Here is a 26,382-nt window from a genome sequence, read left to right on the forward strand (position 1 = left end):
TCTGCAGCCCACATGGTGAGCCTATCGTTTATAAAAGCGAAGGGCTCTGGTTGATCGACCCAAAGAATTGCGGTTTTGCTGGCCAGGCGCACAAACGAGTTGGGCTATGGCATGTCGGAGTGGTGAGTCCGGGGCAGCTTCGAGCAAGACCGCACCAGTCAGCAGGGCCAACTCGCAGGCAGCAGGATCTGACGGAAGGTACGCGTCGATGCCCCGGCCGGGTCCGAACCGTTCCCACGCCTCCTCCAGTTGCCGCCTGGGCGAATGACCCACGGTGGATCGCATGACCTTGTTCAGCACCACACGGGGCGATGCCTGCGGAACGACTGATGCAAGATCAGCCAAGCCGCGAATCAGGCGCGGTATCCCTATGGGATCCGCCGCTCCCACAGCAAGCACCAGGTCAGCCATTTCCAGGCTGCGGAGGGTTGCCGCGTTGCGCCTCGGAGTCATGGTGTCAAAGCTGAGTTCCTCATCCGACTCAAGACAGAATCCCGTGTCCACCACCACAAATTCCGCCGCGTGACGGGCGAGCTCAAGAACCGTGGACAGCGCCGCTGCCCGGAGCTCAGTCCAACGGTCCGCACGCGTGGTTCCGGTGAGAACGCGGAAAGCGCCTCCTTTGGTAAATACGAAGGAAGCCGCTGACTCCAAAGCCCTGTCATCGAGCGAGCCCTGATCGGCCAGCCTGCACGCCTGCGCCAGACCTGCCGACTCTTCCAGCAGGCCAAGAACTGCTGAAACGCTGGCACCATAGCTGTCAGCGTCGACCAGGATCACTGATTTGCCGTCTGCCGCGAGTTCCGCCGCGATGTTGACCGCTACCAGGGTCCTGCCGGGTGCACCTGTCGGACCCCAGACGGCGATAATCTCACCTTGTCCGCGCGGCCCTTCCTCCACATCTGCCGGCGCCGGAACCCTTGTCAATTCTGCGGCCGGATCTGAGAATGCGCTGCCGTATCCGGAATGGTCTCCAGCAATTGACGCAACACGTCCTACTGCTTCAGAGATATGGTCGGCGAGGGCGGACGGATTGATTCCGTGTGCGGCGGCGACAACGCCGATGGACTGGAGTCGTCGGGATTCCTCGGGATCGTCAGTGAGGGCTACTACCGAGACCCCCACCGCACCAAGGCGGTCGACGAGGGTTGCGGTCAGCTCCCGGCAGCCTTCGGCAACGACGGCGGCCATAGCCAGCCCGCTTTGGCACGCGGCAATCAGTTCTGCAAGCTCGGAGCAGCGCCGGACAACCGTTACCGGTCCGTGCAGGCGCTCAAGCCCACCCACGACGTCTTCTTCAGCTGTGCCGACGGTTACGACGGGAATACTCACCGGGCCAAGCCCGCCGGGTTCCACACAACGGACACCTTGGCATCATTGGCCTGCGCACCCAACAGCTTGGGCGTTTGTTCATCGGTCACCAGCACCAGTACAACTTTTGTCCTCGAAGCCCCCAAGGTAGTGGCACCTTCGGACACCTGTGCGATTTCCGCGCCCGGCAACAGCAATTCAGGTTCTTCGAATGACCTGTCGGTTCCGGGCATGGCAACCCACACATCCACCCGCGCCCCAGGTACGGCCTGCTCGGGCAGTTCTTCATCCACCGATATGGCAACCGGTTTACGATTCAGGAGGTCGGCCGTACCCAGGCTGTCCTGCGGAATCAATTGATTCTTCGCTACCCTCTGTACCGCGACCTTATCCGAAGGTAAACCGCTTTCGACGGTAACGTAGCTCGATTCGACGGCATCCAAACGCACGTTGACGATGGAAAAGTCGGCTTCGGTAATCCGCTGGCCAACTGCGATATCCTCCCGGGCGGCATATACCTGAGTCGTCTTGTCAGCCGCGCCCACGAGCGCGACAACGCCGGCAATAGAGAGGAGTACCAGAAGAATCCCGACAAGCAGTCGAGGGTCCTTCCACGAGGGCTTCCTCAAGCGCGCGGACGCCGCAGCTGCATTTGGACCCATTTTCCAGCTCCCCCTACGAGTTTGGGCATGTCCTATGGACTTGCCTCCCATTCTTGCCCGGGGCGGGCGGCGGCCCCAAAGCGAACGACCCCAAATGGTCCAAAACTGTGGATAACTACCCCAAACAGCACCACCGATGGCAAAATGGAGCCATGCCCCGATTTCTGACTCTGGCGGATGTCGCCGAACAACTCCAAATAAACTCCCCCCAGGCTTACGCGTTAGTGCGCAGCGGGGAACTGAAGGCCATACAGGTGGGAGGGCGCGGACAATGGCGCATTGAGGAAGCGATGCTGGAGCAGTACATCCAGGACCGATATGCAGAAGCCAGCCGAATGATCGAAGAGTCCAGGTCCAAAACCGCCCAGCGTTAGAGCCCTTGGGCACCGGGAGAGCTAATGGCCGTGAACGCGACAAAGGGAACGGTCACAACCGCCGCAACGCTTCCGGCGCGCCTTTCCTCACCCTGCAGCACGACTGCCAAGTCAAAGTGGTCGCTCCCCACCCTGTCGATAACCCCATCGAGCTTATGGCCGCCGCTATTCCGGACAGCCAGGTGGACCACGAGGGGGATGCGGCCCCTGGACAGGGCCCGCAACGCCGAAGCAATTCCCAATGAACGTTGAACCCGGGATGCTTCTTTGACTGCCAGCCTCCCAAGCCCTTGGTAGGACAGCACGGATCCATGAGGGATCAACCATTGCCGCGCCCCCTCAGTCAGCACAATCCACTCACTGCCGACGTGGCTTAGCCCACCTTGGAGCACGCTGCCATCCATCAGCATGACCTTGATGCCTGAGCCAACCACGCCGCGGAGCCGGTCACTGAGTTCGATGCCACCGAGTTCAACCCTGGCCCGTTCCGTTATCTCCGATTCATCACGGAGCGCGCGTTCGGCCGAAAATTGTGCTTCCAAATCGCTGAAAAGAGAGTCCCATCTCATGTGGCCAGACTAGGCTGCACTAGGAAGGCAGGACAATTCACGGCTTTCTGATGGCCAGGATTGGACAATCGTCGACAAAACCCATCAGAATGGGTCAAAGACGATCAAACGACATCAAACTAGGCTTTGGGGGCTTGGAATGGCGCGAACACTACGCAGGGACCTGGTCCTTGCCGCTTCGTTACTCGGGCTTGGTTTGCTTTTGGCGTTCACCGGCACCGTCCTGATGGGCCAATGGTTGGCGGCCGAACACCATCATCAGCAGTCCTCCCTTGACCACGTTTTGGAAGCCTCCGCCAGCATCGTTGGCAGCTCCATTGCGACGTGGTGGACCGCGTCATGTTTCCTTGCCTTCCTGGCCACCGCAATGCAGCGCAAAGGCCGGACAAAAGCCGCCCGCTCCATTTCCAAGTTCAGCCCCGGTTTTATGCTGCGCCTTGCTGCAGCCGTACTCGGCCTGAACCTGCTGGGCTCCGGCGCCGCGCAAGCAGCAACACAACCCGAACCTGGGTGGCACGCCACGGACACGGTGACCACCGATTCCACCGGTGCATCGTGGACCCCGACATCGCACAGCACGCCGAAGGTCGGCGCTCCAGCGCCTGTCGAAACAGGTTCTTCAAGGGTCGAGGCCTTTAGCCCCGGGTGGAAACCCCAACACCCCGTTGTTGATCCCGGGCTCCTCAGCCGACCCGCGTCCCGGCAGGCCACGTACCCCGGGAAAGCAGATGTCATCGTGCAACCCGGAGACTCGCTGTGGTCCATCGCGGCTTCACGGCTGGGGCCTTTCGCCACCGACGTAGACATCGCCCTGTCCTGGCCCAAATGGTACGACGCGAATCGCTCCACGATTGGTGCCGATCCGACCCTGCTGCAGCCAGGCCAGGTCCTCCAGCCTCCACCCCCCGGCTAGCCCGAAAATCCGCGGTCCCGAAGGTCCGCCTGCGAGCCCGCTCAGGGGCTCCAGTAGCATCCCGACTCCCATCCATCGTCATCCCAGCAGAAGCCACCCAGGCAACGGCGACCCCACGCCCGAGCCCATGTTGTGAATGCATGAGGTATGACCATGGCCGTTACGACTCCGAGCAGGCCGGCAAGCCGTCAAGGCGGAAGAGGGACCGGCGTCGTCCGCAGCTCCAACAGCGCGGACGTCGACGTTCGACTCGTTGCGAGGAGCATTGCGCAGGCAGCTTTGGAGGTTCTCGCAGGGACGCGGCCCCTCCAGCAACTCTCACGTTCCCTTGATGCCGAGTGTTACCTCTCCTTGCAGCACCGGGCTGCCCTCACCAGAAAACATGCCGCCAGGGTCCGCGGCAGCCAGCAGCCCCACAGCAGTCCGATGGTCCGATCCGTTCGGACATGCTCCATCTCCGAGTCCATCTGTGAGGCCAGCATCGTGGTGGCGGAAGAGCAACGCTGCCGCGCGGTAGCCATGAGGCTGGAACGCCTGGATGGGGTATGGCAGGTTACTGCGCTCGAAATTGGCTGACAGCGAACCCATCGCAAGGCGGGACCAATGAATAAAGGCGAACCCCGGACCTTAGGTCCGGGGTTCGCCCTTTAGACTCGCAGCTACCGAGGGTCAGCGGCGCTTCTTCTTCGCAGATTTGCGTGGCTCCTGGCCAGCCGCCTTGGCGGGATTGCCGGAACGGCCTGACGCGCGGCCCTCCACCCGGGTCTGGGTTGCTCCGTCCTCGCCGGGTGCGGTGTACTGCAACTGCGCCGGCTTCTCCGGTGCCTGCAGGCCTGCTGCCCGGATTTGCGGATCGTGGTGCTCTGTATGCGTGCCAGTGGCAGTATCGTCGGCGACCACTACGTCCTCGGCGGGCGTTACTTCGACTTCAAGGTTGTACAGGAACCCGATGCTCTCTTCGCGAATGGCTTCCATCATGCTTTGGAACATGACGAAGCCTTCCCGTTGGTACTCGACCAGGGGATCGCGCTGGGCCATGGCCCGGAGCCCGATTCCTTCCTTGAGGTAATCCATCTCGTAGAGGTGTTCCTGCCACTTTCGTCCCAGGACCGAAAGGACCACACGGCGTTCAAGCTCGCGCATGCTCTCCGATCCGATGGCTTCTTCGCGGGCCTGGTACACGAGCCGGGCGTCCGAAAGGATCTCATTTTTCAGGAACTCTGCCGTGACGCGTGACTTGCCGCCGGCCTCCTCGATGATGTCTTCAGGAGTAACCGTGGCCGGGTAGAGCGTCTTCAGGTTCGTCCACAACTGGTTGAAGTCCCAATCGTCGCCGGTTCCTTCGGCGGTTGCTGCCTCGATCAGTGCATTGATGGTGTCCTCGAGGAAGTACTGGACCTTTTCGTGAAGGTCGTCGCCTTCGAGGATCCGGCGACGGTCACCATAGATGGCTTCGCGCTGGCGGTTGAGGACATCATCGTATTTGAGGACGTTCTTGCGCTGTTCCGCGTTGCGAGCCTCAACCTGGCCCTGGGCCGAGGCAATTGCGCGGGACACCAGCTTGGACTCGAGCGCTACGTCATCAGGTACTGAACTGTTCATCAGCCGTTCGGCGGCGCCGGAGTTGAACAACCTCATGAGGTCATCAGTCAGCGAAAGGTAGAAACGGGATTCGCCGGGGTCGCCCTGACGGCCTGAACGTCCGCGCAACTGGTTATCGATACGGCGTGATTCGTGGCGTTCGGTACCCAGGACGTACAAGCCACCGAGGTTCAGGACTTCTTCGTGCTCGTCCTTGACGGCCTGCTTGGCTGCGGCCAGCGCTTCGGGCCACGCGGCTTCGTATTCTTCGGAGTTCTCTTCGGGATCGAGACCACGCTTGGCCAGTTCGGCGATGGCGGTAAACTCTGCATTGCCACCGAGCATGATGTCAGTACCACGGCCAGCCATGTTGGTGGCAACGGTTACCGCACCCTTACGGCCCGCTTGGGCCACGATGGAGGCTTCGCGTGCGTGGTTTTTCGCGTTGAGGACTTCGTGGCGGATGCCTTCCTTTGCCAGCAGCTTCGAGAGGTATTCGCTCTTTTCAACGCTGGTGGTACCAACGAGTACCGGCTGTCCGTTTTCGTGGCGTTCGGCAATGTCAGCTACCACTGCATCAAACTTGACGACCTCGTTCTTGTATACGAGGTCTGACTGGTCAATACGTTGCATATCCCGGTTGGTGGGAATGGGAACGACGCCAAGCTTGTAGGTGCTCATGAATTCCGCGGCCTCGGTTTCGGCCGTACCGGTCATGCCGGAAAGCTTGGAATACATGCGGAAGTAGTTCTGCAAGGTCACCGTGGCGAGAGTCTGGTTCTCGGCCTTGATCTCGACATTTTCCTTGGCTTCAATGGCCTGGTGCATGCCTTCGTTGTAACGGCGTCCAGCCAGGATGCGCCCGGTGTGCTCGTCGACAATCAGGACCTCACCGTCGAGGATGACGTAGTCCTTATCCCGCTTGAACAATTCCTTCGCCTTGATGGCGTTGTTGAGGAAACCAATGAGGGGCGTGTTGGCAGATTCGTACAGGTTTTGGATTCCGAGATAGTCCTCAACCTTTTCGATGCCGGCTTCCAGCACGCCGACGGTCCGCTTCTTCTCGTCCACTTCGTAGTCGACCTCAGGCTGAAGCCGCGTAACAACCTTCGCGAATTCGCTGTACCACCGGTTGGTGTCGCCCTGCGCCGGTCCCGAGATGATCAAGGGCGTCCTCGCCTCATCAATGAGGATGGAGTCAACCTCATCAACGATCGCGAAGTTGTGGCCGCGCTGCACGAGTTCACTGGCATCCCAGGCCATGTTGTCGCGCAGGTAGTCAAAGCCGAACTCGTTGTTGGTGCCGTAAGTAATGTCGGCAGCGTACTGTTCACGGCGCACGGCCGGGTCCTGGTTGGACAGGATGCAACCACTGGTGAGGCCAAGGAACCTGTAGACGCGGCCCATGAGTTCGGATTGGTATTCGGCAAGGTAATCGTTCACCGTGACCACGTGGACGCCTTTGCCGGTCAGGGCGTTGAGGTAGGCCGGTGCGGTGGCAACAAGGGTTTTACCTTCACCGGTTTTCATTTCGGCGATGTTGCCCAAATGCAAGGCGGCCCCGCCCATCAGCTGCACATCGAAGTGCCGCATTCCCAGGGTCCGTGATGACGCCTCGCGAACGGCGGCAAAGGCTTCGGGCAGCAGTGCCTCAAGGGTCTCGCCGTCTTGGTGGCGGGCGCGGAGGCGATCCGTTTCCTCACGGAGTTCAGCGTCCGTGAAGGACTTGAAAGAGTCTTCCAGGGCATTGATGGAATCGGCATAGTTCCGCAGTTGCTTGAGTGTCTTTTTGTCACCCGTGCGGAGAAGTTTTTCGATTAGTGATGCCACGTGAAATTGCTCCCAGTCTCATGCTGCCGAATTCTGGCTGTTTCAGTCTACGGGAGAGACCAACGCCACGTTGCCGGGTTCACCTGTGAGCGGACTGCTCGGCTGGGCCGGGCCGGCACTATCGACACTGAGGACTGCCACCTCACTGGCCAGGCTGGCTGCAAGGTCACCAACGGGCCAAACCACCACTTCGTCCAAGCCGAGCCATCGGGCCATCAGGCAGAGCTCTGCGGCAAGTTCGACGGCGGTATCCGCAGGGGCGTGGGTCTCACCGAACGCCGAGCGCACCAGCAACTGGCCGGAGGCCCTGTCCGCCTTCAGGTCCGCCCGCGCCACAATGCGTTCCCCCAGGAGGAACGGCAGAACGTAGTAGCCGAAACGTCGTTTGGCGGCCGGGGTGTAGATCTCAATCCGATAGTGGAAGCCGAAGAGCTCTTCCAGGCGTCGACGTTCAAAGACCAAAGAGTCAAAAGGACTGAGCAAAGCGCGCCCCTCCGCTTTTCGCGGCAACTTTGCCTCGACGTGCTTGAACGTTTCCCGGTCCCAGCCGCGGACGGAGACAGGTTCCAGCCGCCCTGATTTCACTAAACGCCGGACCGATTCCGCTCCCGCCTTCACCGGTGTACGGAAATAGTCCGAGAAGCACCGCACCGTGCCAATGCCATGGGCTTGGGCTGCCGCGTCCATCAATCGGTCCAGGGATGCTTCGGGATCAAGAACCGGCGGAGCCAGATCCGGAACGACCCGGGTGGTGAGGGTGTATTTCCGCTCGAATTGTTGTGTCCTCGTAGCCGTGGAAACCCTTCCTTCTTCAAAGAGGTGCTCAAGCACGCGTTTGACCATGTTCCAGTTCCAACCCCATTGATCCCGCGAAGCGTCGTGGACATGCCCGAGCTTCGCAGTCAGTTCTGACGCGGTCATTGGACGCCCTGAGGCGAGGGCCGAGAGAATGCGGTCTTCCATACCCTGACGTTCCAAGGGATCCAGGTTGTGCGCGCCCACCCAAGCGCGCTTTTGCCACAGCAGGAGGTCGTGGAAGTGCTCCGGCCGGATAAAGCTTGCCTCGTGCGCCCAATACTCCATCATCTTGCGCGGCTTCCGGCCAGCCATGACATGCAGGATGTCGGGGTCGTAGTTACCCAACCGGGAAAAGAACGGAAGGTAGTGGCTGCGTGACACTACGTTCACTGAATCGATCTGGACCAACTGGAGCCGGGCAAAGGTCCGGCCCACCGCCCGTGCTGTGACGGGGCCGGTGGGCCGGACCTTTGCCAAACCCTGAGCCGCCAACGCGATCCGCCGTGCCTGTGAGAGGCTCAGCGAAGCGGTCATTGAAGTCCCTTCATGCAGGAGTTGACGACTTACTTTGCCGTAGCGGCCTGGTCATCGGAGCGATAGGCGTGGATCTTCTCTTCCACTGCCTCTTCCCCCGGTTCGCAGGTGGAATCAAGGGTAATCACACCATAGGTCCAGCCACTGCGCCGGTAAACGACAGAGGGCGCGTTGGTTTCCTTGTCCAGGAACAGATAGAAGTTGTGTCCCACCAGTTCCATGCTGTCCACGGCGTCGTCGAGTGTCAGCGACGCTGCGGGGAACACCTTGCGGCGGATGAGGACGGGTGAATCGCCCGCCGGGATGTCGTTCTCAATCTCGTAGGGAGAACGCTCATCGGTTTGTGGCTCGGAGTCCTGGTGATTGCTTGCCTCGACGTAGAGCGGCTCGCTGGTGCTGGCCGGCTCCAACGTTGCCGTGGCCTCCCTGACGGCCTTGGGCGTGTGGCGGCCGTGGTGGACCTTCTTGCGGTCCTTGGCACGGCGGAGCCGTTCCAGCAGCTTGTTGTACGCAAGATCGAAGGCAGCGAATTTGTCAGCGGCTGTGGCCTCGGCACGGATAACGGGGCCTCGGCCCAGGACTGTCACTTCGACGGTGAGCTGGCCCGGCGTCTGCCGGGGATTGGTTTCCTTGGAAACCTTGGCGTCTACTCGCTGGACCTTGTCCCCCAGCGATTCAATCTTCGAGATTTTTTCGCCGGCGTATTCGCGAAAGCGGTCAGAAACTGTCAGATTTCGTCCGCTGATCATGAACTCCATGGTGCCCTCCAAATAACTCGGTGACACGACAACGACTCTGTTGGGGGCTGGTCTGACGGACAGTCGAGCCCCTTTCCGAGCCGCTATCGACAGGTACATCTGTTCTTGGTACCCACAACCGACGTTAGTTCATCGTCACGTGTTATTCATCCTTTGGCCGTTTATTTTTTGATTTTGTCTTATCAACTGGCATTGGGTCGTCTGCGACCACTACGGAGGCGTAGGCTGGTGGCCTCGTGGCCGCGAGAACAACAGCGCCGCAAACCACGCCCCCGGCAGCGGTGACGGCCCGCGCAGCCTCGGCCAAGGTGGCGCCCGTTGTGAGCACGTCGTCGATCAGTATGCATCGGGCTCCATTGAGCTCCTTGCGCCAGCGGCTCCGCACACGCATGGAGCCGCGGACCCTGCTGGCCCTCCCGCCCCGCCCCAGCCCTTTCTGCCCGCCCCGATCCTCGCCGGCGTCGCCACCCAGCACGGACTTGGCAAGCCAAATGGCAAGATCGCGGGGTGCGAATTGGCCCAGCCCGTGGCGGAACGGACGGGCTGTCTTCACCAGCGCATCCAATGCACGGCCTTGCGGGTGCGTCCTCCGAAGCCGCATCCAGAAGAGCAGGAGGTGCACAGGGCTGAATCCGCGCTTCGCGAACGCCGTTGTACTGGTCGGTACCGGGACGAGGCGATAGCCCTCCAGGCCACCGGTGGCAGAGTCCACGGCCTTGCCCAGGCAGCTCGCCAGCACTCCGGCCAACTTCCATTGGCCATGGTGTTTGAACGAGAGCAGGCATTGCGCCAGTTCATCGCGGTAGGGCCCCGCAGCCACCACACCGATCTTCGCCGTACCGTCGAACTCGACCAGGGCGGGCGCCTCCTGCTCCGCCCGAAAGGGCTGCCTGCAGAGTTGTCGGACCCGCTTCGCGCAAGTTCGACACAGGACGGTGTCTTCCGCATTGCAGCAGACACATTCAACAGGGATCAGCAAGGCCAGCAATTCAGCCGCGGTTCTTTGGAGCGCGGAAAGGATCCTGCCCATGGGTTGCCTGTCCGGACCGCGACGCCGTGCGAAACCGCTGGCTGGTGCTTCCAGATCAGGGTCCTCGCGGCGACGGCGGCGGGCTGCTTTTGGGGCGGGAGGAAAAGAAGTCATTCCATCAGCCTGTGCCAGCGCCCTACTGCAGGGAAGGACTTGGTCGGCCTATGTGGACAGAGGCCCTATGTGAACAAAGGGCCGTGATACCGGCCCGGCGAAGACGTCAGCCGGGAAACGCGGGCTCCGTAGGTCCTTTGAGCTGGAGTTCCCAGCCGTTGCCGACCCGCTGGAAAATCCCCGCCTCTGACTGACCATAGATCTGCTCGGATCCGTTGCCGGCACTGAGGCTGGTCAGTCCGTCCCAGGGTGCGAGCTGCTGGGGTTCACCTGAGGCCAAACTTAGCAACTCCGGAACAACCGTGGACGTCGCTGAACCGGACATCACGGCTACCGTTGACCCGTTAATCCACACACCCTGGTTTGCATTGCCGGTGCTAAGGAGTGTGACCGGAGTTGTGAGGTCCTTGGGCACCCCGTCAGGAGTACGGACTATTCCCGTGATCTGGACCGCGGATTTGCCGTTGGCCTCCGAAATGACCAGGGCCCGGGTCCCTTCCCTGGACACCCGGAAGTCCTTCACGGTCCGGCCCGAGAGCCAGGACGGGGTGATCGTGACAGCAGGCACGGTGGTGCCCGGTGGAACTCCGGTGGGTTTGTACGCCACCACTTCGGCAGCGCCGTTGGCACCGGGCCCCGCGGTCCAAACCCAATCCTGTGGGCTGAACGATGGCCCGGCCAGTGTGCTCCTGGTGGTGAGTTGTCGCGCAGGCTGTCCTGGTTCGATGGAGTACAGGGTGGTCCTGTCACCGTTGAGGAAGGCGGCCGTCTGGGACACTGGCGACTCCGCGGGAGCGTGCGGCCCCAAGCCCGCAACGGATTGGATGTCCGGGAGCGGGGAAACCCTGTTGTTCTCGTACCGCACCAGGTCACCATTGTTCACGGCGATCTGGCGTGCAGGAACATTCTTGTCCAGCACGGGCGGCAGCACCGTTCCGTTGTCCTCGACCCGGACCAGGTCCTGGTCCGCCCGAAGTTGGACGTTGATGACATCAGGCTGGCTCCTGAAGGTCAGGGCCAGTTGGTTTTGCATCCTCTGGCGATCCTCCGCGGAGGCATCAAACAGTTCCTTCGCCGACAGGTCCACCTGCGCAGCACCTGAGACCACGGGCACGGATTCGCGGGCAAGTTTCATCCCCGATGGGAAAGCACTGACCACAGCGCCCCGAAGGTAGGGTGCCGGGCCGGCCAACACGGCGCTGGTCATCGATTTGACGGTGTTCTTCTTGATAAACCACCGATAGTCAGGGACCGCGTAGGTGAAGGTCGGGTCGTAGAAGTAGATGGGGTTTGCCCCGTAAATGACCTTGAACGTTTCTTCCGGAATGGCCGTGCCATCCGGGACCTTTGAAATGCGCCACTCCCCCTCTACCTGCTCCAGGGTCAGGGGGATGGTCTCCTTGGTTCCCGGTGGGAACTGGGTGGCAACGCCGTCAGCGTCCACGGAGTAGGCAAGATCAAGTTCGTACACGTATTCGTTTTCCGCGGCAGCCTTGACCACGTGCGCCGCACGGAAAACGAGGGCCTTCTTGTCAGGCTTCCAGGTCACCGACTGCGCCTGCGTCAGGTACTGGCGGGCAACAGGGTAATCGTCCTCATAGCCGCTGCCGGCCATGTAGAAGTCCTCAATGATGGTTTCCGGGCTTGAACCGGACCGCGGAGCGGCAGGAAAGAAGACCGGCGCATTCGGATTGCCTGCACCTTCATCCTTGCTCTTGCCAACTGGTCCTGATCGGGGGATTTGCGCGCAGGAGGTGAGCAGGAGCATCAGCACGGCCAGAATAACGGCTGCGGCCTTGGAGCGGGCAAAACGCGTTCTCGTCACGGGGCTTCTCCCGTTCCGCTGCCTGTTTGCGGATTCCGGTCAGCATCTGAAGCGGTCTGCCCGGGATTGCCCGTGGATCCCGTGCCAAGCACCAGCATGTGGCGTTCGTTTGCCGATCCGGGGAATTCGATGTCCGCAGGTTCCAGAAGCAACGGCGACTTTACGATGGTGCCGCCTTGGCGCAGCGGCAGCGTCAGGCGGAAATTGGATCCCGATCCCTTACGGCCCCAGGCCTGCAGCCATCCGTTGTGCAATTTGGTGTCCTCGGCAGCGATTGACAGGCCAAGGCCGCTCCCTCCCGTGGTTCGGGCACGGGCCGGATCTGCCCGCCAAAAACGGTCGAATACCCTCGCTGCCTCTGCCTGGCTCATGCCGATGCCGTGATCCCTGACGGACACGGCCACAGCATCATGGTTTGCTGCCACCGAAACATGGATGGGCCTGCCTTCACCATGTTCGAGTGCATTGAGCAGCAAGTTGCGCAGGATCCGATCGATTCTCCTGGAGTCCATTTCCACCACAATGCTCTTCTGGCGGGCGCTCAGCCGGACTTCCGAGCCATACTCCTCGGCCACGGGCGCCGCACCGTCAATGACGTGGGAGATCACCTGGAAGATGTCCTGGGGCTCGGCGTCGAGGACAGCGGCGCCGGCGTCGAACCGGGAAATCTCAAGCAGGTCCGACAGCAACGACTGGAAACGCTCAACCTGGTGATAGAGCAGCTCCGCAGACCTTTTGTTCATGGGATCGAACTCGTCACGGGCATCGAAAAGGACCTCCGCGGCCATGCGCACGGTGGTCAGCGGGGTGCGGAGCTCGTGGGAGACATCGGAGACGAAGCGCTGCTGCATCTGGGACAGCGTCGCCAGCTGGGTGATCTGTTCCTGGAGGCTTGCAGCCATGTGGTTGAACGAGGCACCCAATCGTGCCACCTCGTCTTCGCCCTTGACTACCATGCGTTCCTGGAGCTGCCCGGCGGCAAGCTTTTCCGAGACCACTGCAGCGTGGCTCACGGGACTGACGACATTTCGGGTGACATACCAGGCAATGGCCCCAATCATGAGAACCAGTGCTGCGCCACCGGCCCAAAGGACGTTCTGGATCTCATTGAGGGTCTGCTGGGCCGTGTTGAGGTCATAGATCAGGTACAGCTCATAGGCCGTGCCGTTGAACGTCACCAGGTTTCCGACCGCGATGCCGGGCCGGTCCTCGTTGCCCACAGGGAACTGCGTGGAGGCCCAGAACTGCTGCTTCCCGCCTTCCTGGACGGCCTTGCGCAACTCCGGCGGAATGACCCGGACTGTCAATTGGTCCGAGGCCCTCGACTCGACCCAGCGGTTTCGCGGCTTGGTCTGTTCGGGTTTGGCTTCGAAGACGTATCGCCGTTGAATGACCGATCCGCGGCCTTCCACCGCAGTGAGGGTGTCGTAAACCAAGGTGATGACGCTCGACTGGTCGGTGACCTGGGCGCCGTCGAACGTGTCCTGGACCTGTTTGACGTTGTAGCGGGACTCGGACTCCGCTTGGGCGAGTCGTTCCTGGAACAGGTTGTTGGCGATTTGGTTGGAAAGGTACGCACCCACGATGGCGAACGATGTCACGGCCAGGAGCAACGTGGTGAGGACTGTTCGGAATTCCAGTGAACGGCGCCAGCGGCGCAGTAGGGACTTCCACAGGAAGCGCAGGCCAGGCCGGATGTGCCTGATGCCGGTGACGACCAGCCGCGACACCCGCAGGACAAGGATCAGGGCCCGGCGCGTCCAGATCCGGGTTCGGGTCAGGAACCACGAGAGGTCCCGTGCCGGAGGCGGGGACGATTCTGCGGGCTTTGGGGTGGCCGAAGTATCCGGCGTCGGTTGTTCGACGCCGGCTGTTTCTGAAACCTCGGGGGCAGCATCCCCTTTTGCCGCGCCAGCATCGCCGGCTGCGGACTCAGGAACCTGCTTTATATCCGACACCACGCACCGTCAAGACAACCTCTGGCGCTTCCGGGTCGCGTTCAATCTTTGAGCGCAAACGCTGGACATGGACGTTGACCAACCGCGTGTCCGCGGCATGCCGATACCCCCACACCTGCTCAAGGAGGAGCTCGCGCGTAAAGACCTGCCACGGCTTCCGGGCCAGGGCCACAAGAAGGTCGAATTCGAGGGGCGTCAGCGAAATGCGCTCCCCGCCACGGGTCACCAGGTGCCCTGCGACGTCGATCGTGACGTCCGCAATTCGCAGCGTTTCGGGGGCCTTCTGGTCGCCCGGACGCAGGCGCGCACGAACACGCGCCACCAGTTCGGCAGGCTTGAAGGGCTTGGGCACGTAGTCGTCGGCACCGGACTCGAGGCCACGAACCACATCGGACGTATCGGACTTCGCCGTGAGCATCACGATGGGGACATCTGACTCGCCACGGATCTGGCGGCACACTTCAATGCCGTCCGAGCCCGGGAGCATGAGGTCCAGCAGCACGAGGTCGGGCTTCGAGGAACGGAAGATTTCCAAGGCCTGTCCACCATCCGCGCAGAAAACGGGCTCGAAGCCGTCATTGCGCAAGACGATGCCAATCATCTCGGCGAGTGCTTCGTCGTCGTCCACTACCAGAATGCGTGCCTTCATAGTTATATATTCCCTTATCGCCAAGTCTTTGTCCCGTTGGGCACGGCGCACGGCATGGCGCCCCCAGGGCAATTCCACCGTAACGCACCACGGCGCGGCCATGCTTGTCGACGGCGGCACCGCGGCAGGCTAGGAGCGACGACGGCGGGACTATAGGCTGGGTGCGAGGGTCCGTATGGGGGACGTCGGACGTCGACGGAGCGGGCCTTATGGGGAGGATATCGTGTCACAACCACAGCACGGCCAGGATGGGGTGCCAGGCAACCAACCCGCGTGGGGCAACCAGCCACAGTGGGGCGGCCCTCCAGCGTGGGCAGTTCCGCAGGCCGGTAGCCAAGGCGTCCCAGGACAGCCTGCGCCAGGGTGGCCACCCGGAGCTCCCTACGGCCAGCCCCTCTACGTTGCGCCCCCAAAACCCGGCGTCATTCCATTGCGTCCGTTGCAGTTCGGCGAGATTCTCGACGGCTCCTTCCAGACCATCCGCCGCAATGCCGCGGCGATGTTTGGCTCGGCCCTGATCGTGCAGGCCATCGGGGCGATCCTGATCGGGGCAGTCACGGTGGGGATGGTCCAGATGACCTCATCCCTTGAAACCGTCAACTCCGAGGAGGAGTTCCTCCAAGCGATGGGCCCGGTCTTTGCCGTCATGGCAGGGGCCATGGGTATTTCGGTCTTGATCGGTTTCCTGGGCTCGGTCCTCCAGGGAGTGCTGGTGGTCCCGGTGGCGCGGTCGGTCCTTAACCGACGGACCGGCTTCAAGCAGATGTGGACGCTCGCAGGACGCAGGATCTGGCCGCTGCTTGGCGTAGCCGCCTTGCTGACGGTGGGCGGGTTGCTCGCTGTTGCTGCCGTAGCGGGAATCGCTGTACTGCTGTTTACGGCAATGGGGCCCATGGCCTTGTTCATTGTCTTCCCGGTGGGGCTGGGCTCAGTCGTCCTTATTGTGTGGATCGGCCTGAAGCTCATGCTCGCCCCGGCGGCCATCGTCGTGGAACGCAAGGGCGTCTATGACGGCCTCCTTCGGTCCTGGCAGCTGACGAAGAACAACTGGTGGCGTATTTTCGGGATCACCCTCGTAGTGGCGATCATGGTGGGAATCATTGCCCAGATCGTCCAGATTCCGGCCTCTCTGGCTGCCACTGCCATCGGCGGAGTGGTCTCACCCCATCCCGACCAGGACACAGTCGCTTCCACCGTGGTGGTCAGTACGGTTATTTCCTCCGCCATCGGAGCTTTGGTGGGCTCGTTAACTTTCGCCTTCCAGGCGTCAGTACTGGCGTTGCTCTACATGGACCTGCGCATGCGCCGTGATGGCCTTGATGTGGAGTTGATGCGGTTGATGGAAACAGGAGCGGACCCTGACGGCATCCCGGGCACCCCTTCGGCCCTACCCGGCAACGGGCAGCCACCCGCCGGTGGACAGTTTCCATACGTCCCGCCTGGTCAGCGTCCTCCCGCATGAGGTTTCCCGGCTGGAACGTACCGGTGGCCTCAGAGCCCCCAGTGACACCTGGTCGCGACGAGGCGCGCCAATGGGCCGCCGAAGAACTCGCAAAAGCCCAGTACCCGGACGCACGTCCAGGCTGGGTTGACCAGCTGTGGCGGGATTTCCTGGACTGGCTCTCGTCCTTCGACGGGGAGCTGTCCGGTCCCGGCCCCGACCTCGCCGTGCCCATCATCCTTGCTGTGGCCGTAGCGGTCATTATTGTGGCCATCTTTGTTGTCCGGCCACGGTTGAACGCACGGCGAAAAGCAGCGGACACGGACATTTATGGTGACGAACGCATTATGGATGCGGACGGGTACCGTTCGCGTGCCGCAGCTGCGGCCGACGACGGCGACTGGCCGGCCGCCGTCGTCGACTTGTTCCGCGCCCTGGTCAGGTCCGCCGAAGAGCGGGACGTCATTGATGTCCGGGCCGGCAGGACCGCAGACGAAGCTGCAGCCCAACTGGGAAGTGTTTTTGGCGCCGCACAAAGCAGGCTCATTGCCGCTGCCCGCGTGTTCGACGCAATACGCTACGGCGAGGCGGGGGCTACGAAAGCCGATTACGGTTCCCTGCGCCAGTTGGATACCGATGTCCTTGCCATGAAGCCCGACTATGCAGGGCAGGCAGCTGCCGGCTTCGCGGTGCCGCGATGACGACAACTTTGCAGGAACGCTCCCACGGCTCGGATGAGGCGGCACCCACCAACGGCTCCACCCGGCGCGGCTTCCCTGACTGGTTCCGAAAAAACCTGGCGTGGATCGCGATCGGTGCGTTGCTCGCCGGCCTGGTGGCCTTTCTCGCTGTTTCCACTCTCACTGGCAACAGCGACAAGCGCCCCCTGTCCGCCCGGAATCCCGCCCCGGATGGCGCCATGGCCGCGGCAGAAATCCTGGGGCAGCACGGCGTTTCCGTCACTCCGACCGGCACGTTGGAGGAGACCCGGGCCGCGTTGACGGAAAAGCCCCACGCCACAGTGCTTGTCTATGATCCCCGTGGCTTCCTCAATCAGGACCAAGTACAGGACGTTGCGGCGATGGCCGACCGGTTGGTGCTGGTCAAGCCAAAGTTGCGGAGCCTCGGTGGACTGGGGCCGGACTTCCATCCCGGTGGCGTCGTTCCTGAAGCAACCACCGCGATAGAGCCGGGTTGCGAGCAGGAGGACGCTACGTCGGCCGGCAAAATCTCCGCGCAGGGACCTGTTTTCCGGGGTCCCGTAGTCTGCTACCCCATCCGGGACGGTGGACCGGGCGTGTACGCCGCATCAGCCGACCGGAGATTGGTGGTCATCGGCAGCTCCGAGGTGCTGGACAACGAACACCTCGCATCTGAGGGAAACGCCGCCCTGGCGCTGCGAACCCTTGGGAACAACCCGGACCTTGTCTGGTACCTGCCCGGCATCGAAGATGTTGCGGCATCGGATTCGACACCTACCCTGAACGAGCTGGCACCCCGATGGCTGGCATTCGCAGGCCCCTGGCTTGGCTTGGTGGCCGTCCTTGCCATTGCCTGGCGGGGCAGGCGCATGGGGCCGCTGGTCTTCGAACCGCTTCCCGTGGTTGTCAAGGCAGCAGAGACAGCGGAGGGAAGGGCCCGGCTGTACCAGGACTCCCGGGCCATAGACCGCGCAGCGGACAATCTTCGGGCAGGAACCCTCACCCGCTTGGCCCGTCATTTCAACCTCGGGGCCGACGCCACCGCCGAAGCCATCGTGGACGCCTGTTCCAACCGCTTGGGGAGGCCGGCACCGGAAGTACGGTCAGTCCTGATCGACGCCATACCCGCAACCGAAGGCCAACTGGTGCAGTGGGCCCAACAGATCGAACGAATCGAAGAGGAGGCAACCGCCCGATGAGCAGCCAGCCGAACAGCTACACGGACAGCAACAGCCAACACGCAGGCGGCGCCGCCCCACAGCAGGCACCGGAGCGGCCGGCCGGAGAAGACCCTGCACGACGGTCGCTGCTCAACGTCCGGGCGGAAGTGGGCAAGGCTGTCGTTGGCCAGGATGCCACCGTGACTGGAATGCTGATCGCCCTGCTGTGTGGCGGCCATGTGCTCCTGGAGGGTGTGCCCGGGGTGGCGAAGACACTCCTGGTGCGGGCGTTGTCCACCGCTCTCAGCCTGGACACCAAGCGGGTGCAATTCACCCCCGACCTGATGCCAGGCGATGTGACGGGCTCCCTGGTGTACGACTCCCACTCGTCCGAATTCACTTTCCGCGAAGGCCCGGTCTTCACGAACATCATGCTCGCGGATGAAATCAACCGGACACCGCCGAAGACCCAGGCTTCGCTGTTGGAAGCCATGGAGGAGCGCCAGGTCTCGGTCGATGGGCTGTCCCGTCCGTTGCCGGTTCCTTTTATCGTGGCGGCCACGCAGAATCCTGTGGAGTATGAAGGCACCTATCCGTTGCCTGAGGCCCAGCTCGACCGTTTCCTCCTCCAGCTGACCATGCCGTTGCCGGGAAGGACCGAGGAAATTGAGGTCATCCGGCGCCATGCCGTCGGCTTTGATCCACGCAACCTCGCAGCCGCCGGCGTGCGGCCGGTCGCTGGCGCCGTCGAGCTGTCCGCCGCCCAGGTGGCAGTAGCGGATGTAACCGTTGCACCCGAAATTCTTGCGTACATCGTGGACGTGGTGCGGGCCACCAGGTCCGCACCTTCTTTCCAGCTCGGGGTCTCCCCCAGGGGTGCCACCGCATTGCTCAATACGTCCAAAGCGTGGGCGTGGTTGTCGGGCAGGTCCTTCGTGACACCGGACGATGTCAAAGCGTTGTCCTTGCCCTGCCTGAGGCACCGTGTGGGCCTCCGGCCGGAAGCCCAAATGGACGGCATCCAGGTGGACGATGTCCTGGGCAGTATCCTGGCATCCGTCCCGGTGCCACGATGACTCCGGGATTTCCCAAGGACCGGGCGGCCTAAATGGCAATTACCGGGCGTTTCGTGCTCCTGGCCGTGCTGGGCCTGGTTCCCTTGGTGCTGTTCCCCGCGTGGAGCACCGTTCTCTTTGTCGGCATCGGACTCCTGCTCCTGTTGGTCCTTGACCTCGTGGTGGCGGTGTCTCCGGCCAAACTGGGCTTGGAACGACGACAACCCGGCAACGTCACGCTTGAAGGCCAAGCGGATTCGGTGGTGATGGTATCCAATCCCACCGGCCGTCAACTGCGGGCCCGTATCCGTGATGCATGGCAGCCTTCGGCGGGAGCCATCAGCCCTGTCCAACCCCTCACGATCCCGGCCGGTGAGCGGCGCCGCCTGAGCGTGGCCCTGCTCCCCCGGCGTCGCGGGGACCTGGAAAGCCCCCACGTGACCATCCGCTCAATGGGTCCCCTGGGTCTGGCCGCCCGGCAGCGCACGCGCGTGCTCCCCGGCCGGCTGCGGGTGCTGCCACCTTTCCACTCCAGGCGGCATCTGCCCTCCAAGCTAAGGAAGCTCAGGGAACTGGACGGAAAGGCGGCCGTGCAGATCCGCGGCGCCGGAACGGAGTTCGATTCCCTGCGGGACTACGTCCGCGGAGACGATGTCCGGTCCATCGATTGGCGCGCCACGGCACGCCGGACCTCTGTGGTGGTGCGGACGTGGCGTCCGGAGCGGGACCGCCGCGTCGTCATCGTCCTCGATACATCCCGCACAGCCGCGGCCAGGATCAACGATGAACCCCGCCTCGATACAGGCATCGAAGCCGCCTTGTTGCTGGCTGTGCTCGCCGAGAGGGGTGGAGACCGGGTGGACTTCCTCGCCTACGACAGGAGGCTGCGCGCCCGGGTCGAATCGGCGTCGAAGGGCAATCTGCTCGGGCAGTTGGTCCAGGCCATGGCCCCCTTGGAAGCGGAACTAATCGAACTTGACTGGCAACAGATACCGGGCCAAGTGCGGGCCGTCTCGGCGCACCGCTCGCTGGTGGTTTTGTTGACGGCGCTCGACGGCGGCGCCCCCGAAGAAGGGTTACTCCCCGCCGTCGCGCAGTTGTCGCGTCAACACGCGGTAGTAGTTGCCTCGGTCCGCGATCCCCTGCTCACCGGGATGAAGGAACAACGGACCACGGCCAGCCAGGTGTTCCGTGCAGCCGCCGCTGAACGCGCACTGTTGGAGCGGGCCGCTGTTACAGCCCAGCTGCGACAACTCGGAGCCGAGGTGGTGGACGCTGATCCCCTCGACGTTCCGCCTCTGCTCGCAGACACCTATATACGGCTCAAAGCCGCCGGACGGCTCTAGGAAGGACGCCCATGAACAGCCCCATCTATGAACTCGCCCTCGGAGAGGACTTCAAGAGACTGACCCCGGAACTCCAGGAGTATTTTTCGCTTTCCGCGGGTTCAGGCACCTATGGCATAGGCGAGGGGATCTTTGATGTTGTGGGTTGCCGGCAGAAGTGGCTGCGGCCCCTCCTCGCATTGACCGGAAGTGAGGAGGCCTTCTTCCCCGAATATGGTGAAGGCATACCGTTCCGCATAGAAAACCACGCCCATGTCGACCCCTTCGGGCGACCAGCGCTCACAGCCCGCCGCGAGATCTACTTCCCGTCCGGAACACGGCTTTTCCATGACACGACCAGTGCGATTCCGACGTCCGGCGGGCAACCGGCACCTGGGGTGGAAGCCCGACTGGTGGACCATGTGGGCCGGTACCGCCGGTTGGTCACGGACCTGGATGTCAGCGTCACCCCAGAGGGCCGGCTGCGTGGAGTGTCGAAAGCAAGCCGGCTCCTGCTGGGGCCGTTGCGGATTCCGTTGCCTGAAGCCCTGGACGCCCGCGCCTACGCCGAGCAGTGGTGGGACGGCGTCGAGGGCAAGCACCGGATCCAGGTCAAGGTCATCCAACCGCAGATCGGCCTGGTCCTGGTGTATGCCGGGCGGTTCGATTACCGCCTGGCACCCCACCTGCCGGGCACGGCACCCGGCACAACACTCCCACGGTACGCGGAACCGGACCGCTGGGAGGAACGGATTTAGCCCTGGATGAGTTGGTCCAGACCGTCAGCGACCTTCGTCAGCTTCGAAAGGACGGCTTTGGCGGACGACGGTGTGAAGTGTTCCAAACCAGTGGACGGGGTGACCCGAACCCCGGCAAGCTGCGATGCCGGCAAGCCGAGTTGGCGCCACGGTTTCCAGATGCACTCCACCACGTCGGCAGTCCGGGGCAGCAGGGACTGGGGATCTCCCGTCGGCAGGGCACCTGCCCACAAGCGTTTGCCGTTTTCCACGGCCTCTGCAAGCTGTTCCCATTGCCGGGTCGTCAGGGCCTTGAGGGGCACGGCGACACCGTCAGCCCCGGCAGCGATCACACGGTCAATGGGTGCTTCTATTTCGGGAACCGAAACAACGGTTTCCACCACACCCGCAGCCTTGAGCGCCTTGATGACCAACTGCCAAGCGCCTGTCACTTCCTCCCCCGGGATGGACCTCAGCGTTCGGTAACCACTCGCCGTCGGGATGGTCCCTGCCATGATCGACGCGATGTCCGGTTCGTCCACCTGGACCACGATCCCGGCGCCCGGCACCGCGGCTGAGATCCTGCGGACATAGTCGCCAACGCCCGCAGCAAGGGACTCCGCAACATCCCGCCTGGCGCCATAGTCCAGGAGGGCCCGCTCCCCGTTGTGCAGGTAAAGGCTGGCAGCGAGGCTCATCGGGCCCAGCAACTGGACTTTCAGGGCCGTGGCCGAAATATCCTCGGCGCCGGCGATGTCGGCCAGGATGTTGATGTCGGTAGACAGGGCTGAACGAGCGCGTTGGGCGTCCTTGCCGGGCCTGTCCACCAGACGCCAACCATGGGGCTGGACATCGATGGCCAGGTCCACCAGCAGGGAACCCGTTCGGCCAACGGGGTCCGATCCCACACCCCTGTCCGGCAACGACGGCAGGAACGGAAGATGCGGGTCGCCCAACTCGCCGCGGATAATCCGGTTTGCTTCTGCCGGGTCGCTGCCTGGCCACGGCCCCAGCGCCGTGGCACCGGCACGCAGGTCATTCACTGAGGACATGGATCAGGCCTGCTGGCTGGAGATTTGGTGATCCTCGGCAATAGCCTCATGGTGTCGGATCACTTCGCTGATGATGAAGTTCAGGAACTTCTCCGCGAAGGCGGGATCAAGGTGCGCGTCCTCAGCGAGCCTCCGCAGCCGCGCGATCTGGGCAGCTTCACGCCCCGGGTCACCAGCAGGAAGCTTGTGCGTGGCCTTGAGCACCCCTACTTTCTGGGTGGCCTTGAAGCGTTCCGCGAGGAGGAAAACCAGGGTCGCGTCAATGTTGTCGATACTGGACCGAATGGACAGCAGCTCATCCATGACGGCGCGGTCCACCTGGCCGGCCAGGGAACTCGCAGCCGGGTTGAAGGAATCGGCGTCATCGGGAAGGGCATTGTTGTACTCGGTCATGCACCCCAGTCTAGGGTGTGGGGACGTGACGGCGCCGTTGTTACCTGCCCTCCGCAAGCAGGGCATGCACCACGCCTGGCGAGCCGGTGTGGGCAGTGTTCCTGCCACCGGAAACGGAGCAGAATGGCACCATCACCGCAGCCTAAGCAAAGGAGCTCCCATGAAAATCGCTGTGCTGGGTACGGGAATGGTAGGGCACGCGCTCGCCGGAAAACTCGTCACCCTGGGTCATGAAGTAACCATGGGTTCCCGCGAGGCAGGTAATCCCAAAGGCATGGAATGGGCCCGAAGCGCCGGCGCAGGGGCAAGCGCCAGCTCCTTCGCGGAGGCCTGTGCACGGTCCAGCCTGATCATCAACGCAACCCCCGGCACCGTGAGCCTGTCAGTCCTGGCCGAGGCAGGTGACAGCACGCTGGACGGCAAGATCCTGTTGGACGTCTCCAACCCCTTGGATTCATCGAAGGGATTCCCTCCCCCGCTCACGGTCTGCAATACGGACAGCATCGCCGAAACCATCCAAAGAGCCCATCCGGGAGCCAGGGTGGTGAAGTCGCTGAACACCGTCACCGCACCGGTCATGGTGGATCCCGGCCGGCTCCCGGCGCCGCATGACATCTTCATGGCCGGCAACGACGCTGACGCCAAGGCCGTAGTGTCGGGCCTGCTCCAGAAATTTGGGTGGACGCCCGCGCACATCCGGGATCTGGGCGGGCTGGACGCTGCGCGCGCAATGGAGATGTGGCTCCCCCTCTGGTTGCGGATTTTCATGCAACAGCCCCAAGGAAAGATGTTCAATATCGGCATCGTTTCCGAATAGAACCAACTACGGCAAAGGCACGCCCCCATGCAGGGGGCGTGCCTTTGCTGTGGCTCACGCGCCGGGATAAATGCCGGGCTAGCCGCCCAGCAGTGCCCGGTGCGCTTCCCGCCGTCGTGCTTGTTCGTCCGGGTCCGGCACCGGCAGCGAGGCAATAAGCCGCTTGGTGTAGTCATGCTGGGGCGAACCCATCACATGGTTGCCGATCCCCTGCTCCACCAGCTGGCCTTTGTAAAGCACGCCCACCCAATGCGACAACATGTCCACCACTGCGAGATCGTGGCTGATGAAGAGCGCCGCGAAGCCGAACTGCTCCTGGATGTCTTTGAAGAGGTCCAGCACCTTGGCCTGCACCGACACATCCAGGGCCGACGTGGGTTCGTCGGCGATCAGAAGCCGCGGGTTCAGCGCCAGCGCCCTCGCCAGCGAGGCCCGTTGCCGCTGCCCACCCGATAGCTCGTGGGGGTAGCGCTGAGCATACGACGCCGGTAACTGGACTGATTCGAGCAGCTCACCGACCTTTTTCCTCGCTTCGGCGGCGCTCGGTTTCGTGTGGATGACCAGCGGCTCCGCCACGCACTCACCAATGGTCAGGTGCGGGTTGAAGGACGCCGCCGGGTCCTGGAAGACGAACCCGATCTCTTTCCGCAGTGGACGGAACGATCGTTCCTTGAAGTCCAGCATCTCGTAGCCGAGCACCTTCAAGCTGCCCCCGGTTGTCCGGTTCAGGCCTGCGATGGCGCGACCAATCGTGGACTTTCCGGAGCCGGATTCACCCACCAGGCCAAAGACCTCGTTCTCTGACACCGTGAAGCTGACGTTGTCCACTGCCTTGAACCCGTGCCGTCCGAACCGGCCCGGGTACTCAATTGTCAGGTTCTTGGCCTCAACCAGTACCTTGCCGTCCTGGTGGAGGCGGCTCCGGGCACCTTCAGAGGCCGAGTGCCGGCCAAGATGGGGAACCGCGGCGAGGAGGTTGCGGGTGTACTCCTGGCGGGGTTCGGCGAAGAGGACGCGGGACGGCGCCTCCTCCACCACGTCGCCCTGATACATGACAACCACGCGGTCAGCGAGGTCAGCCACAACGCCCATGTTGTGCGTGATGAGCACAATGGAGGTGCCGTAGTTGTCCCTGAGGTCGCGCAGCAGCTGCAGGATTTCGGCCTGGACGGTGACGTCCAACGCCGTGGTGGGTTCGTCGGCCACGATCAGCCCGGGGTTCAACGCGAGCGCCGCGGCGATGACGACACGTTGTTTTTGGCCCCCGGAGAACTGGTGCGGATAGTAGTCGACCCTGGTTTCAGGGTCCGGGATGCCTACTTTCCGCAGCGCCTCCGTGGCCCTTTTCTTGGCTTCCTTGGCGGAAACACGCTTGCCGTCCGTTGCGTGCGCCCGGATACCCTCGGCGATCTGCCAGCCGACGGTAAAGACAGGATTCAGCGCCGTGGAGGGTTCCTGGAAGACCATGGCAACATCCCTGCCACGGATTTTCCTGAGTGTGGATTTGCTGACACTGATCACGTTGTTGCCATTGATCACCACGGCACCGGAGCTGATGGCCGTTTCGGGAAGCAAGCCCAGGATCGTTTTCGCGGTGACGGTCTTTCCCGATCCCGACTCGCCCACGATGGCCACTACTTCACCGGCCTTCACCTCCAGGCTGACGTCCTTGACGGCGTGAACGTCTCCGCCATCGGTGGCGAAAGTGACTTGGAGACGGTCAATGGTGAGCACGGGCTCACCAGCAACGGACTGGTCTGAGACATTTCCAAGGTTGGTGGTCATGGCTTTCCTGCCTCTGCCGGGGTTTCCGACGTTCCTGTTTCCGGGGTTGCGGACAGCACCGGGGTCCTACCGGCGCGCTTGCGTCCGCGGATGCGGGGGTCGTTGAGGTCGTTGATGCTCTCGCCGACCAACGTCAGGCCCAGCACAGTCAGGACGATCGCAATGCCCGGGAAGACACCCGTCCACCAAATTCCCGACGAGGTGTCAGCCAGAGCCTTGTTGAGGTCGAAACCCCACTCGGCTGCTGACGTTGGTTCGATGCCGAAGCCCAGGAAGCCCAGGCCGGCCAGGGTGAGAATGGCCTCCGATGCGTTGAGGGTAAACATCAGCGGCAGGGTCCTGGTGGCGTTCTTGAAGATGTGCCGTCCGATGATGCGCAGGCTCGAGGCGCCCAGGACCTTGGCCGATTCGACGAATGGTTCGGCTTTGAGGCGGATGGTTTCGGCGCGTATCACGCGGAAATACTGTGGGACGAACACCACGGTGATCGAGAACGCGCAGGAGAAGATCCCGCCCCAGAAACTGGACTGACCCCGGCTGATGACAATGGAGATGACGATTGCCAGGAGCAGCGTCGGGAAGGCGTAGATGGCGTCCGCGACCACCACGAGGATCCGGTCAAGCCAGCCCCCGAAGTACCCGCTGAGCAATCCCAGGGCGACGCCGAGGAACAGGGACATTGCAACGGACACGATGATGACCGTCACGGCCGTCTGCGATCCCCAGATAACCCGCGACAGGACGTCGTAGCCGCCCACGGTGGTTCCCAACAGGTGATTTCCACCGGGAGCCTGCTGGGTGGGGAAGGAACCGGAGGCATCGCTGAGCTGGGAATATCCATAGGGTGCCAGCAGCGGTGCGAAAATGCTCGTCAGGATGAACAGCCCGCTCAGGACTACCCCCACGATGAGCATGCCGCGTTGGAGCCCTACGCTCTTCTTGAGGTGGGACACTACCGGAAGCCTCGAGAACAGGGGCTGCCGGGGCGGTGTGAGCGTTGGTGTGCTCAT

24 protein-coding genes are annotated in these 26,382 nt (G+C 62.7%); 10 read left to right on the forward strand and 14 right to left on the reverse strand.

The features are described 5' to 3' along the window. Window positions 1–21 precede the first annotated feature (21 nt). Together LRQ04_RS13220 and LRQ04_RS13225 are read right to left on the reverse strand one after the other, a co-directional pair. Window positions 22–1,332 (reverse strand): P-loop NTPase, encoded by a 1,311-nt coding sequence (locus LRQ04_RS13220; protein WP_235520602.1) that lies wholly within the window; start codon window positions 1,330–1,332, stop codon window positions 22–24. Further along, complete coding sequence (locus tag LRQ04_RS13225) at window positions 1,329–1,973, reverse strand: SAF domain-containing protein (protein ID WP_235520603.1); 645 nt, start codon at window positions 1,971–1,973, stop codon at window positions 1,329–1,331. Before LRQ04_RS13225 ends, LRQ04_RS13220 begins: the two co-directional genes overlap by 4 nt. Before the next feature lie 152 nt (window positions 1,974–2,125). On the opposite strand from LRQ04_RS13225, the gene LRQ04_RS13230 reads away from it, so the two are divergent. Continuing rightward, a complete protein-coding gene (locus LRQ04_RS13230; protein ID WP_235520604.1) occupies window positions 2,126–2,347 on the forward strand; it encodes a helix-turn-helix domain-containing protein in 222 nt (73 codons plus the stop codon). Here the strand turns inward: LRQ04_RS13230 and LRQ04_RS13235 are convergent. Continuing rightward, window positions 2,344–2,916, reverse strand: coding sequence for a hypothetical protein (locus tag LRQ04_RS13235; RefSeq protein ID WP_235520605.1), 573 nt, complete (start codon window positions 2,914–2,916; stop codon window positions 2,344–2,346). The genes LRQ04_RS13230 and LRQ04_RS13235 overlap by 4 nt on opposite strands. Window positions 2,917–3,055: 139 nt before the next feature. Here LRQ04_RS13235 and LRQ04_RS13240 point away from each other — a divergent pair, with 139 nt between their 5' ends. Together LRQ04_RS13240 and LRQ04_RS13245 are read left to right on the forward strand one after the other, a co-directional pair. After that, on the forward strand, window positions 3,056–3,829 hold the full coding sequence (locus LRQ04_RS13240; protein ID WP_235520606.1) for a LysM peptidoglycan-binding domain-containing protein: 774 nt from the start codon (window positions 3,056–3,058) through the stop codon (window positions 3,827–3,829). Window positions 3,830–3,982: 153 nt separating this feature from the next. Then, entirely contained in the window at window positions 3,983–4,405 is a 423-nt protein-coding gene (locus tag LRQ04_RS13245; protein ID WP_235520607.1) for an Rv3235 family protein, read from the forward strand. A 93-nt stretch (window positions 4,406–4,498) separates the two neighbouring features. Here LRQ04_RS13245 and secA read toward each other — a convergent pair whose 3' ends face one another. The 7 genes from secA to mtrA form a co-directional block, all read right to left on the reverse strand. Further along, a complete protein-coding gene (gene secA, locus LRQ04_RS13250; protein WP_235520608.1) occupies window positions 4,499–7,240 on the reverse strand; it encodes a preprotein translocase subunit SecA in 2,742 nt (913 codons plus the stop codon). A gap of 42 nt (window positions 7,241–7,282) precedes the next feature. After that, window positions 7,283–8,572 carry a winged helix-turn-helix domain-containing protein gene (locus LRQ04_RS13255; RefSeq protein WP_235520609.1) on the reverse strand — a complete coding sequence of 430 codons (1,290 nt, stop codon included), beginning with the start codon at window positions 8,570–8,572 and terminating at the stop codon, window positions 7,283–7,285. Between the two features lie 29 nt (window positions 8,573–8,601). Continuing rightward, the gene (hpf, locus tag LRQ04_RS13260; protein WP_235520694.1) at window positions 8,602–9,330 is read right to left on the reverse strand and encodes a ribosome hibernation-promoting factor, HPF/YfiA family; all 729 of its coding nucleotides are present in this window, start codon (window positions 9,328–9,330) and stop codon (window positions 8,602–8,604) included. Between the two features lie 142 nt (window positions 9,331–9,472). Beyond that, a complete protein-coding gene (locus LRQ04_RS13265) occupies window positions 9,473–10,474 on the reverse strand; it encodes a ComF family protein (protein ID WP_235520610.1) in 1,002 nt (333 codons plus the stop codon). A 106-nt stretch (window positions 10,475–10,580) separates the two neighbouring features. After that, entirely contained in the window at window positions 10,581–12,299 is a 1,719-nt protein-coding gene (locus tag LRQ04_RS13270; RefSeq protein ID WP_308194937.1) for an LpqB family beta-propeller domain-containing protein, read from the reverse strand. After that, window positions 12,296–14,080 carry an MtrAB system histidine kinase MtrB gene (gene mtrB, locus LRQ04_RS13275; protein WP_255774221.1) on the reverse strand — a complete coding sequence of 595 codons (1,785 nt, stop codon included), beginning with the start codon at window positions 14,078–14,080 and terminating at the stop codon, window positions 12,296–12,298. The genes LRQ04_RS13270 and mtrB overlap by 4 nt, the downstream gene beginning before the upstream one ends. 151 nt (window positions 14,081–14,231) lie before the next feature. Continuing rightward, a complete protein-coding gene (gene mtrA / locus LRQ04_RS13280; protein ID WP_090818324.1) occupies window positions 14,232–14,906 on the reverse strand; it encodes an MtrAB system response regulator MtrA in 675 nt (224 codons plus the stop codon). A gap of 223 nt (window positions 14,907–15,129) precedes the next feature. Between mtrA and LRQ04_RS13285 the strand changes: the two genes are divergently transcribed. Genes LRQ04_RS13285 through LRQ04_RS13310 form a run of 6 tightly spaced genes read left to right on the forward strand, consistent with a single transcriptional unit; the run spans window position 15,130 to window position 21,346 of the window. Next, complete coding sequence (locus tag LRQ04_RS13285) at window positions 15,130–16,368, forward strand: hypothetical protein (RefSeq protein ID WP_235520612.1); 1,239 nt, start codon at window positions 15,130–15,132, stop codon at window positions 16,366–16,368. Window positions 16,369–16,409: 41 nt separating this feature from the next. Continuing rightward, window positions 16,410–17,048, forward strand: a complete 639-nt coding sequence (locus LRQ04_RS13290) for a DUF4129 domain-containing protein (RefSeq protein WP_235520613.1) — start codon at window positions 16,410–16,412, stop codon at window positions 17,046–17,048. After that, window positions 17,045–18,247, forward strand: a complete 1,203-nt coding sequence (locus LRQ04_RS13295; protein ID WP_235520614.1) for a DUF4350 domain-containing protein — start codon at window positions 17,045–17,047, stop codon at window positions 18,245–18,247. The genes LRQ04_RS13290 and LRQ04_RS13295 overlap by 4 nt, the downstream gene beginning before the upstream one ends. Then, the gene (locus tag LRQ04_RS13300; protein ID WP_235520615.1) at window positions 18,244–19,284 is read left to right on the forward strand and encodes a MoxR family ATPase; all 1,041 of its coding nucleotides are present in this window, start codon (window positions 18,244–18,246) and stop codon (window positions 19,282–19,284) included. Before LRQ04_RS13295 ends, LRQ04_RS13300 begins: the two co-directional genes overlap by 4 nt. A 32-nt stretch (window positions 19,285–19,316) precedes the next feature. Next, on the forward strand, window positions 19,317–20,609 hold the full coding sequence (locus LRQ04_RS13305; protein ID WP_235520616.1) for a DUF58 domain-containing protein: 1,293 nt from the start codon (window positions 19,317–19,319) through the stop codon (window positions 20,607–20,609). A gap of 11 nt (window positions 20,610–20,620) precedes the next feature. Further along, the gene (locus LRQ04_RS13310; protein ID WP_235520617.1) at window positions 20,621–21,346 is read left to right on the forward strand and encodes a DUF4166 domain-containing protein; all 726 of its coding nucleotides are present in this window, start codon (window positions 20,621–20,623) and stop codon (window positions 21,344–21,346) included. Here the strand turns inward: LRQ04_RS13310 and LRQ04_RS13315 are convergent. Beyond that, window positions 21,343–22,377: a hypothetical protein gene (locus LRQ04_RS13315; RefSeq protein ID WP_235520618.1), complete on the reverse strand. Its 1,035-nt coding sequence runs from the start codon at window positions 22,375–22,377 to the stop codon at window positions 21,343–21,345. The genes LRQ04_RS13310 and LRQ04_RS13315 overlap by 4 nt on opposite strands. Before the next feature lie 3 nt (window positions 22,378–22,380). Next, complete coding sequence (locus LRQ04_RS13320) at window positions 22,381–22,770, reverse strand: chorismate mutase (protein WP_235520619.1); 390 nt, start codon at window positions 22,768–22,770, stop codon at window positions 22,381–22,383. 160 nt (window positions 22,771–22,930) lie between these two features. Between LRQ04_RS13320 and LRQ04_RS13325 the strand changes: the two genes are divergently transcribed. After that, window positions 22,931–23,587, forward strand: coding sequence for an NADPH-dependent F420 reductase (locus LRQ04_RS13325; protein ID WP_235520620.1), 657 nt, complete (start codon window positions 22,931–22,933; stop codon window positions 23,585–23,587). A gap of 78 nt (window positions 23,588–23,665) precedes the next feature. On the opposite strand, the gene LRQ04_RS13330 is transcribed toward LRQ04_RS13325, so the two are convergent. Together LRQ04_RS13330 and LRQ04_RS13335 are read right to left on the reverse strand one after the other, a co-directional pair. Continuing rightward, window positions 23,666–25,372, reverse strand: a complete 1,707-nt coding sequence (locus LRQ04_RS13330) for an ABC transporter ATP-binding protein (RefSeq protein WP_235520621.1) — start codon at window positions 25,370–25,372, stop codon at window positions 23,666–23,668. Next, window positions 25,369–26,382 carry an ABC transporter permease gene (locus LRQ04_RS13335; protein WP_235520622.1) on the reverse strand — a complete coding sequence of 338 codons (1,014 nt, stop codon included), beginning with the start codon at window positions 26,380–26,382 and terminating at the stop codon, window positions 25,369–25,371. Before LRQ04_RS13335 ends, LRQ04_RS13330 begins: the two co-directional genes overlap by 4 nt.

The sequence above is a fragment of the Paenarthrobacter sp. AR 02 genome (genome assembly GCF_021538675.1).
Taxonomy (GTDB): Bacteria; Actinomycetota; Actinomycetes; order Actinomycetales; family Micrococcaceae; genus Arthrobacter.